The 10,251-nt window shown below is 59.5% G+C and carries 9 protein-coding genes; all 9 read right to left on the bottom strand.

What is annotated here, in order from left to right; translation table 11 throughout:
- Positions 1-368: 368 nt before the first annotated feature.
- Positions 369-1,433, bottom strand: coding sequence for a UDP-phosphate alpha-N-acetyl-D-fucosaminephosphotransferase (locus tag ICL81_RS07240; RefSeq protein WP_188034242.1), 1,065 nt, complete (start codon positions 1,431-1,433; stop codon positions 369-371).
- A complete protein-coding gene (locus ICL81_RS07245) occupies positions 1,430-3,229 on the bottom strand; it encodes a nucleoside-diphosphate sugar epimerase/dehydratase (RefSeq protein ID WP_353055459.1) in 1,800 nt (599 codons plus the stop codon). Before ICL81_RS07245 ends, ICL81_RS07240 begins: the two co-directional genes overlap by 4 nt.
- A gap of 121 nt (positions 3,230-3,350) precedes the next feature.
- Positions 3,351-4,544: an elongation factor Tu gene (gene tuf / locus ICL81_RS07250; protein ID WP_188023850.1), complete on the bottom strand. Its 1,194-nt coding sequence runs from the start codon at positions 4,542-4,544 to the stop codon at positions 3,351-3,353.
- Between the two features lie 160 nt (positions 4,545-4,704).
- Positions 4,705-6,825, bottom strand: coding sequence for an elongation factor G (gene fusA, locus ICL81_RS07255; protein ID WP_188034243.1), 2,121 nt, complete (start codon positions 6,823-6,825; stop codon positions 4,705-4,707).
- 113 nt (positions 6,826-6,938) lie between these two features.
- Entirely contained in the window at positions 6,939-7,409 is a 471-nt protein-coding gene (gene rpsG / locus ICL81_RS07260) for a 30S ribosomal protein S7 (RefSeq protein WP_188023852.1), read from the bottom strand.
- Positions 7,409-7,780, bottom strand: coding sequence for a 30S ribosomal protein S12 (gene rpsL / locus ICL81_RS07265; RefSeq protein ID WP_046456180.1), 372 nt, complete (start codon positions 7,778-7,780; stop codon positions 7,409-7,411). The genes rpsG and rpsL overlap by 1 nt, the downstream gene beginning before the upstream one ends.
- A gap of 276 nt (positions 7,781-8,056) precedes the next feature.
- Positions 8,057-8,695, bottom strand: a complete 639-nt coding sequence (locus tag ICL81_RS07270; RefSeq protein ID WP_188034244.1) for a spermidine/putrescine ABC transporter substrate-binding protein — start codon at positions 8,693-8,695, stop codon at positions 8,057-8,059.
- Complete coding sequence (locus ICL81_RS07275) at positions 8,692-9,150, bottom strand: hypothetical protein (protein ID WP_353055460.1); 459 nt, start codon at positions 9,148-9,150, stop codon at positions 8,692-8,694. Before ICL81_RS07275 ends, ICL81_RS07270 begins: the two co-directional genes overlap by 4 nt.
- Before the next feature lie 26 nt (positions 9,151-9,176).
- Positions 9,177-10,184 (bottom strand): hypothetical protein, encoded by a 1,008-nt coding sequence (locus ICL81_RS07280; protein WP_188034246.1) that lies wholly within the window; start codon positions 10,182-10,184, stop codon positions 9,177-9,179.
- Positions 10,185-10,251: the final 67 nt, after the last annotated feature.

Raw genomic sequence — 10,251 nt, forward strand, 5'->3', positions numbered from 1 at the left:
TTGCGTCGTACTCAGGGCAAGCCCTAAGCATTGGACGTCTTGCGTACCAGCGCCCTGGCAATACGGCGTCTTTCAACGCTGTGCGTGCTGGGTCTCTGTTCACCTGTCAAAACCACACTCAACATGTGGCCTCGCAACGCACCGCTCTCACCAAAGTGATGACGGGCCTTACAAGTCTTGTTCGCTCCCTACGGCGCTTCGCCTCAATTAGTTGAGGTGCCTACACACAGCCAGGCAGTGATTCTTGAATAACCAAGAAGTACTGAACCTGTATATTCTCGCACGCCGCACGCAATGAATGCAACCCGGGCGTGTCGTGTGTCGCAAGCCTTCAGGAGATCCTCAGGATCCGCGCCACCATGCGCTTGTCAGCGCGCAGGGAGCAGTTTGGGAAGGGCGAGATATACACCCAAAACAGCGATGCCAGCGATGAGCAGAAGCGCTGTGCCAAGGAGGCCGGTAAAGCACGAAATCAGGCCGAGGCCTGCGGCTACCAGCGAGCACAGTGCAGCGATACCGGATGCCTGCGCGTGCGTGTAGCCAAGCTGCTGAATCCGCTGGTAAACGTGCTCCTTGTGGGGTTCATCCCACTTTTTGCCAGCCCGCACCCGCTTCACGAGCGTGACGCCAACATCCCCAAAGCAGATAATCATCGGACCGATGGTCGCGAGTAACGGAACCCCAGCAAGCAACGCAGCAAAGCTCGTCACTGCAGTGGCGCCACCAAGCAGGTAGCTCCCGACGTCACCGAGAAACGCACCGGTCTTACTGAAGTTCCATGGCAAGAATCCCGCATAACCAGCGGCAAGCACACCACCACTCACGGTGAGCCACCACTCACCTACAATCGCGCCTGCCGCCGCAAATGCGAGACCGGCAATCACCCCGTGGAACCCGCTTATGCCGTTGAGCCCATCAACAAAGTTCGCGACGTTGATGTAACTCGAAATAAAGAGCACTGCATAGATGACCAGAATTACGAGCGTCACCATTGACACGTCAGTTACAGGCATTCCTGCCACCCAGGTGAAGGCCACTCCCCCGGAGCGTTCTGCGGAGGTGACCAATGCAATCGCTGAGCCAGCAGCGATCGCAAGCAAGACCGCGCTGCGCACGGGAACACTCAGGCCCTTCAGGTCCTCCCGAAGGCCGAGCAGACCACTCAACACCGCGCCAAGGCCGATGACGAGAAGTGAATACCAGCCTGGGTGATCCGCGCCCTGCGAAATCAGCCCAACCCCATACCCGGCTGCCATCGCAATGAGCACCGCAAGGCCGAGCCCACGCAAGACCGGTCGGACGTGCGAAGAACGCGCGTTCGGAACGTCCATGATTCCAAGCTTCATGAGCATTGGTTTCACCGCGAAGGGCAACAGGAGCGAGAGGACGAGCGTGGTGGCTGCTGCGATGGCGGCGGATCCGGCGAAGGTCATTGCACTCGTTCTTCTGCGGCCGAGGTCAACGACATGCGTGCCACCCAGCCTTCATGATCAAGGTTCATGGGGTCGAGCACACCAACGTGGGCATGCGAAATCTTGGGATGGAATGGGCGTGAGTCCCCCTCACCATCTGCAACAAGGATCTCATGCATCTTTTCCCCATGGCGAAGCCCAGTGAATACGATCTCGACCTGCTTGCCCGACTGCGCAATCATGCGCTTCGCAACATCGAGAATGCTGACGGGTTCGCCCATGTCAAGAATGAGGACTTCACCTGGACGGCCAATACCGCCAGCCTGCAGCACGAGCTGCGAGGCCTCGGGAATGGTCATGAAGAAACGAGTGACCTCCGGGTGCGTGACGGTGAGCGGCCCACCAGCTTCAATGAGCTTGCGGAACGTTGGCAACATCGAACCCCGACTACCGAGCACGTTGCCAAAGCGGACAGACAGGTAACGCTTGCCGGTTTCCTGTGCCATCCAGCCAGTCAGCTTCTCAGCCACGCGCTTCGAATGTCCAAGCACGCTTGTCGGGTTCGCTGCCTTGTCGGTCGAGATATTCACGAAAGTACCGACGTCAGCAGCCTGCGCCGCGCGGAGCACGTTCAGTGTGCCGAGCACGTTTGTCTTCCAAGCCTCATCTGGATACTGCTCAAGCATCGGGAGGTGCTTGAGCGCAGCAGCATGAAACACGACATCTGGCTTGCGCTCGAGCATGATCGCCGTGAGAGCTTCCGCATCGCGAATATCTGCAAGTACTACATCATTCGTGTCGAGCAGGCCATGCCCGCTGATGGAGAGCTGCGCCTCCTGCAGTGCAGTCTCATCTCGGTCGAGCATGATGAGCTCGCCGGGAGCGAAGGCAACCAGCTGACGGCAAATTTCCGAACCGATTGAACCGCCGGCCCCCGTTACGAGAACCCGCTTTCCCTGGATGTACTTCGCAATTGGCGAAGCATTCAGGCGTACCGGGTGACGACCGATGAGGTCTTCAATGGAGAGTTCACGCACGTTTGAAATTGAAGCAGAGTTGTTCAAGATCTGATCAAGCGGCGGAAGCACAAGCACATTCAGGCCGTAGCGATCAGCTGCGTCGTCTACGCGACGGAGCATCGCAGCATCTGCATCACCGATGCAGACCATAAGCGTCGTCGCTCCCGTCTGCTTCACGGCCTTACCGAGTTCGTCTAGTGTCGCTAGGACCCCAACGCCTCGCACAACCTGATGCCGCTTTGTCGGGTCATCATCAACGAAGCCGACGGGAAGGTATGAGGCTTTCGCATCGGTCAGCAAGCGCTTTGCAGTCTGGACACCGAGGTAGCCGGCACCATACAAGAGCACCTTCTCCGCGCGTGCGCCTGGCTTCAGGCTTCGTTCAGCGTGCAGACGAACGAAGTATCGGCTCACGCCCATAATGCTGAACGTGATCGGGGCTGCAATGATCACAGTACTGCGCGGGATCCCGTTGCCGTAGCCCACCCAATACCCGAATGTCCAAGAGACAACCATCACCGCGGTCACGCAGAAGACGAGCGCGCGCACCTCATCAAAGCTGCCGACCTCATAGCGATTTCGGTACAACCAGAACGCCCAACCACCGATGAGCTGCAGCAAGACAGCCACAGCAATCAGCGCGCTTGTCCAACCCCAGTGGATACGTTCGAACTGAAAATCAAATCGGAGCACGAGGGCAGCAATGATTGCAATTGCCCAGGCGAGTGCATCACACAGGAACAACACTCCATACGTCCGAAGAAAATGTGTCATACGACCGGTTGGCGTTTCGCGCACACGCACCCCTTTTCGATTCGACAGTTAGGCCGATGCCTATTCATCAACTCTACCGCTCAGACAAAGCAAAACCCCCGAGAGGCGAGCCTCTCGGGGGTTTTGTCAATCAGTCAGAGTGAAATTACTCGACGATCTTGGTGACGGTGCCTGCACCAACGGTGCGGCCACCCTCACGGATAGCGAAGCCGAGGCCCTCTTCCATAGCGATGGGCTGGATCAGCTCAACAACCATGTCAGTGGTATCGCCGGGCATAACCATCGGCTTGTCCTCGGGAAGGGTGATAACACCGGTCACGTCAGTCGTACGGAAGTAGAACTGGGGACGGTAGTTCGTCTCGAACGGGTTGTGACGGCCGCCCTCATCCTTCTTGAGGATGTAAGCGGTGCCCTCGAACTTGGTGTGAGGGGTGATCGAACCGGGTGCAACAACAACCTGGCCGCGCTCAACGTCTTCACGCTTGGTGCCGCGGAGGAGGAGGCCACAGTTCTCGCCAGCCCAAGCCTCGTCGAGCTGCTTGTGGAACATCTCGATACCGGTAACGGTGGTCTTCTGCGTGGGACGCAGGCCAACGATCTCGACCTCAGAGTTGATCTTCAGGGTGCCACGCTCTGCACGGCCGGTAACGACGGTGCCACGACCGGTGATCGTGAAGACGTCCTCGACGGGCATAAGGAACGGCTTGTCCTTGTCACGTACGGGGTCGGGGATGTTCTCGTCGACAGCTTCCATGAGCTCAACGATCGAGTTAGCCCACTTCTCGTCACCCTGGAGTGCCTGGTAGCCCGAAACGCGGACGACGGGGACGTCGTCTCCGGGGTAACCCTGCTTCGAGAGCTCCTCACGGACCTCCATCTCGACGAGCTCAAGCATCTCTTCGTCCTCAACCTGGTCGCACTTGTTCAGTGCAACGAGGAGGTAAGGAACGCCGACCTGCTTTGCAAGGAGGATGTGCTCCTTGGTCTGAGCCATCATGCCGTCAGTAGCAGCAACCACGAGGATCGCGCCGTCCATCTGAGCAGCACCGGTGATCATGTTCTTGATGTAGTCGGCGTGGCCGGGTGCATCAACGTGAGCGTAGTGACGCTTCGGGGTCTCGTACTCAACGTGCGAGATGTTGATGGTGATGCCGCGCTGGCGCTCCTCGGGAGCCGAGTCGATCGTTGCGAAGTCGCGCTGAACGTTGGTCTCCGAAGGGAACTTGTCAGCAAGGGTCTTCGAGATCGCAGCGGTAAGAGTGGTCTTACCGTGGTCAACGTGACCGATGGTTCCGATGTTAACGTGCGGCTTGGTCCGCTCGAACTTGGCCTTCGCCACTATGGTCCTCCTCAGGACGTAGTACACAGAGCTCCTCCGACGGTTTCGGAGGCTCCGGGTACAGGTTTATGTGTTTATGTTACAAGCTCTGGGCGCTCAGCGCGACCTGAGCCGTAGATCAGGGGCGAGTTTCTTACTCGCCCCTGATCACAGGCGAGAGTTACTCGCCCTTAGCCTTCTGAACGATCTCTTCGGCTACTGCCTTCGGCACCTCAGCGTAGGAGTCGAAGGTCATCGAGAACACGGCACGACCACTGGTCTTCGACCGGAGGTCACCGATGTACCCGAACATCTCTGAAAGCGGAACAAGCGCGCGGATAACCTTCACGCCACTCGCATCTTCCATCGACTGGATCTGGCCACGACGCGAGTTGAGGTCGCCGATAACATCGCCCATGTACTCCTCAGGAGTACGAACCTCAACTGCCATCATCGGCTCAAGCAGCACGGGCTGAGCCATGCGAGCTGCTTCCTTGAACGCGATCGAGCCAGCAATCTTGAACGCCATCTCCGACGAGTCAACGTCGTGGTAAGCGCCGTCAAGCAGGGTTGCCTTGACATTGACAACGGGGAAGCCAGCGAGGATGCCGTACTGCATTGCATCCTGGATACCAGCGTTGACCGAAGGAATGTACTCGCGGGGAATACGGCCGCCGGTGACCTTGTCTTCGAACTCGTAGATCTTGTCGCTGTTTTCCTCTGCATCGAGAGGAGCGATAGCGATCTGGACCTTTGCGAACTGACCCGAACCACCGGTCTGCTTCTTGTGAGTGTAGTCGTACTTCTCAACCGTCTTGCGGATGGTCTCGCGGTACGCAACCTGGGGCTTGCCCACGTTAGCCTCAACCTTGAATTCGCGCTTCATGCGGTCAACAAGAATGTCGAGGTGGAGCTCGCCCATACCCGCGATAACGGTCTGGCCGGTCTCAGCGTTGAGGCTCACGCGGAACGTGGGGTCCTCTTCGGCAAGCTTCTGGATAGCCGTGCCGAGCTTCTCCTGGTCACCCTTGGTCTTAGGCTCAATAGCGACCTCGATGACGGGCTCAGGGAAGGTCATCGACTCGAGAACCACCTGGTTTGCGGGATCGCAAAGGGTGTCACCGGTCGTGGTGTCCTTGAGGCCAATAACCGCGTAGATGTTACCTGCGGTGAGGTTATCTACGGGGTTTTCCTTGTTGGCGTGCATCTGGAAGATCTTGCCGATGCGCTCCTTCTTGCCCTTGGTCGAGTTCACGACCTGAGCACCGGAGTCAAGCTGGCCCGAGTACACGCGAACGTAGGTCAGACGACCGAAGAACGGGTGAACTGCAACCTTGAAGGCGAGAGCCGAGAAGGGCTCGTCTGCCTGAGGCTTACGGGGGATAACGATCGTCTCGTCGCGGGGATCGTGAGCTTCGATAGCACCGATGTCGAGCGGGTTGGGGAGGAAGTCCACAACTGCGTCGAGCACGGGCTGGATGCCACGGTTCTTGAACGCCGAGCCACAGTACACGGGGTACAGCTCGTTGTTCACAACAAGCTTGCGGATGCCGCCCTTGATCTCATCGATGGTGAGGTCTTCGCCACCGAAGAACTTCTCGAGGAGTGCGTCATCAGTCTCTGCGGCGGTCTCAACGATCTTCAGGCGGTACTCTTCAGCCTTTGCCTGGAGGTCAGCGGGGATCTCGCGAGTCTCGTAGTTTGCACCGAGGGTAACGTCGCCCTTAGCGTCGCCTTCCCAAACGAATGCCTTCATCGAAAGGAGGTCGACAACGCCAACGAAGTCGCTCTCCGAACCGATGGGGAGCTGCATAACGAGCGGCTTCGCACCGAGGCGGCTGACGATGGTGTCTACGGTGAAGTAGAAATCAGCGCCCATCTTGTCCATCTTGTTGACGAAGCAGATGCGGGGAACGCCGTACTTGTCAGCCTGACGCCAAACGGTCTCCGACTGGGGCTCAACGCCCTCCTTACCGTCGAACACTGCAACAGCGCCATCGAGAACGCGGAGCGAACGCTCCACCTCGACGGTGAAGTCGACGTGACCCGGGGTGTCAATGATGTTGATCTGGTTCTTGTTCCAGAAGCAGGTAACAGCGGCCGACGTAATCGTGATGCCGCGCTCCTTCTCCTGCTCCATCCAGTCAGTGGTCGCGCCGCCGTCGTGGGTCTCGCCCAGCTTGTGGTTCACACCCGTGTAGAACAGGATGCGCTCGGTCGTGGTGGTCTTGCCAGCATCGATGTGAGCCATGATGCCGATGTTGCGGACCTTGTTCAGGTCCGTGAGCACGTCTTGTGCCACAGGGGTCTCCTCCGGGTGGGGATGAACGTTCGAAAGTGCGGGAGCGGTTCGCTCCGCAGGTGGCGGATCGGGCCGGTGAGGCACCGATCCGCCACCTGGGTGCTACCTGCTGATTACCAGCGGTAGTGAGCGAACGCGCGGTTCGACTCAGCCATCTTGTGAGTGTCCTCACGACGCTTTACAGCGGCGCCGAGGCCATTCGATGCGTCGAGGATCTCGTTGGTGAGACGCTCGGTCATCGTGTTCTCACGACGAGCCTTTGCGTAGCTGGTGAGCCAACGCAGTGCGAGGGTGTTCGCACGGTGCGGCTTTACCTCAACGGGCACCTGGTAGGTCGAGCCGCCAACACGACGCGAACGTACCTCAAGGGTGGGACGCACGTTGTCGAGCGCCTTCTTGAGTACGGTCACGGCATCCTGGCCGCTCTTCTCTGCGACGGTCTCGAGTGCACCGTAAACGATGCGCTCTGCGAGACCCTTCTTGCCGTCAACAAGAATCTTGTTGACGAGCTGGCTTACGATCGGTGCGCCGTATACCGGATCGGCGACGACGGGACGCTTAGGAGCGGGACCTTTACGAGGCATTACTTCACCTTCTTTGCACCGTAGCGGCTACGAGCCTGCTGGCGATCCTTGACCGCCTGCGTGTCGAGCGCGCCGCGCACGATCTTGTAACGAACACCGGGGAGGTCCTTAACACGACCACCGCGAACGAGCACCATCGAGTGCTCCTGGAGGTTGTGGCCCTCACCGGGGATGTACGCAGTTACCTCGGTACCGTTCGAAAGCTTCACACGAGCGACCTTACGCATCGCCGAGTTCGGCTTCTTAGGGGTGGTGGTGTACACACGGGTGCACACGCCGCGCTGCTGAGGGTTCGCCTTCAGAGCGGGCGCCTTGGTCTTCGAGACCTTCGGCGTCCGGCCCTTGCGAACCAGCTGCTGAATAGTAGGCACTGATTCTCCTAGTTAGTCCTGCACGGTGACAGGAATGCTTCACATGGTTGAGCATGCGTACTTGCTTGCACAAGCACTGAGCTGCTGCCCCTCCTGGCCCACAAAAGTGGATCATAAGAGGCTGAGTGCAGCTATGCCGTGGGGGTTTCATCTCGGACGAGATGAGGGACCCACAGTGTGCGCCACCCTCGTCCGCATGCGAGCATGCGAATAACGGCGGTACACACCTCGTTCCACTTTACGGGCGATTGGTCAGATTCGCAAGATTCCGCGGCGTTAGGCGGGCGGTTCTAGGTGCTTTGCCAGCTCTTCGAGCAGCGCCTCAACCTGCGGCTCAACAAACCTCGCGATTGCGCCCCGAACATCGGGTCGGTGTGTCACGAGCGCGGCGCAAACTGCGTTGCCGGTATCGACGGCGACGCGATCCGCAACGACCAGCTCCTGCCGCAGCGCGTCGCGCTCTTCGCGAGTCATTGGGGGCCGCGGAAGCGCTACGCTCCCCCGGTCTTGCTCAGCGAGTTCTCCCATGGTGAAGAGGAATGGCTGGCCGTCATCTCCGGGCTCCGGGTCAGGATCGACGCCATCAAACTCTGGGTCAAGCCCAGCGAGCGGATCGTAACGCGGAGCTGACCATTCTTCAGCACCCTGAAGCTCGGCATACAGCGCCGGCAATGCCGCCTCGGTAAACTCATCGACACGACGATCAATGATCTTCTGCATACGCGCGACGAGTGCGTGCGTCACCTGGTGGGGCGTGGAATCGGGAATGCCCGCTGCCGTAATCAGCGGGGAGCCAATGCACCGTCGGCAAATGCGCGCGCGACCCTTGTGTACCGGCGGGGCCCATTTCGGGACCCAGCGGAGCCAGGCGGCGATGGCATCAGTGACATCTTGCTCAACGGTGCGGGAATTCATTCTGCCCGCTCGTCTCGTTCCCACGGCCAACGAGGCGGTGGCAACTCGGTGTAGACCCTGCGCACGAGCACAGCCCAGAACGCAAGGCATGACACGAACCAGATGGGCACGAGCACCCATGCGTAAACGCTGAGCCAGGTCTCCTCGATCTGCAGCCTGCCTAGTGTGCCCCCGAGGCACCACACAAGATACGCGAGCAGCGACCCAACGAACATCGTCGTCCATGCAGGCGTCACTCGCCCTCGCAATAGCGCGAGCGCCTGTTGCCACATTGCTGCAGCGAGCACCACGAGCGCAATTGCGACAAGCACGGGTGCGAGCCACCGCGGCACGCTTTCCGTCTGCACCGGGGATGCGGATCCGAGCAAGCTCGTGAACCCCCACACCGCGACGAGCAGCGCCACGGCGACAACCAAACACGCGGCAATGAGCCCGCGGACGTATCCACGGGTCACGCCGCGTCTTGGTTGAGGTGCCATCACTACTTTGAGTTCACCTCTGCGAGGGCGACGTCGTATTCGTCAAGCAGCTCTGCGTTACGGTTGCGCACGCGGCGACCACGGAAACCAATCCACGCACCGAACCAGACAGTAACTTCACGGGCCACGATACCCGCGGCAATCGCCGGCATAGTAAATCCGTACTGCTCAATAATGGCGAACGGATCTGTGCCAATCCCAATACCGAGACCGAAGCGTGCGTACAACGCAGCGCCTGCAGTTGCCGCAAGCCAAGTCGCAACGCCAACGAAGACGCCAAAGACAATGTATGCCCACCAGCCAGCACGGCCGACGATCAACACGAGCAATGCAAGAGCAGCGAAGAATCCGAAGACTGCAGCCTCGAAGCCCCAGTTCTGCAGCAGCGGGAGAAGGCCCTCACTCAGGTACGTCGAGGGCGGGAACTGCGGCGCTTGCCAGGCTGCATACACGCCCGTGAGCACCAGACCGAAACCAACCATGGCGACAAGTGAAATGAGCACACCTACGCCGCGGTTACCACGCAGATCTGGCGGCATCGGGGTCTGCATGTACAGGGCAGCCATGGGGTGCTCTGCACTGATGCGGATCTCCCCGTCGCGCTCGGAGATCGTCATAGCTTCGGGATCCGCCACGTCCGCTTCCGCAGCGGCACTCGGCAGTTCTTCGACCTCGACCACCTCAGGCATCACAGAGGTAGCTGCCGACGCGGACACCACACCGGCGGTTGACGCGTCATCTGCGCGCGGCAAGTCCATTTCAGTTGCAACCTCGGAAAGCTCTTCACGACGTCGAAGTTCAACCTCGTCTACCGTGAGGGGCGTCTGCGGATCCGCCGAAACACGATCGGTTGACGCATCAACCGGCGTGACGGATGCTGCAAGTGACTGATCTGCCGATTCCTCAGTGGCAACCGCACGTGCGCGCTGGACTGCCTCAAGAACCTGGTTCTCTTCGACGACGTCCTCTGCAACGGGTGCGCCGGGGTTCGGCTTCTCGTTCTCAGTCATCGGTGCTCCTCACTGGTGGGGATCGCACCACGCACAAATGCGGGCACGGTGATATGGCAAATACCGT

Source organism: Leucobacter sp. cx-328 (assembly GCF_014530035.1).
Classification (GTDB): Bacteria; Actinomycetota; Actinomycetes; order Actinomycetales; family Microbacteriaceae; genus Leucobacter.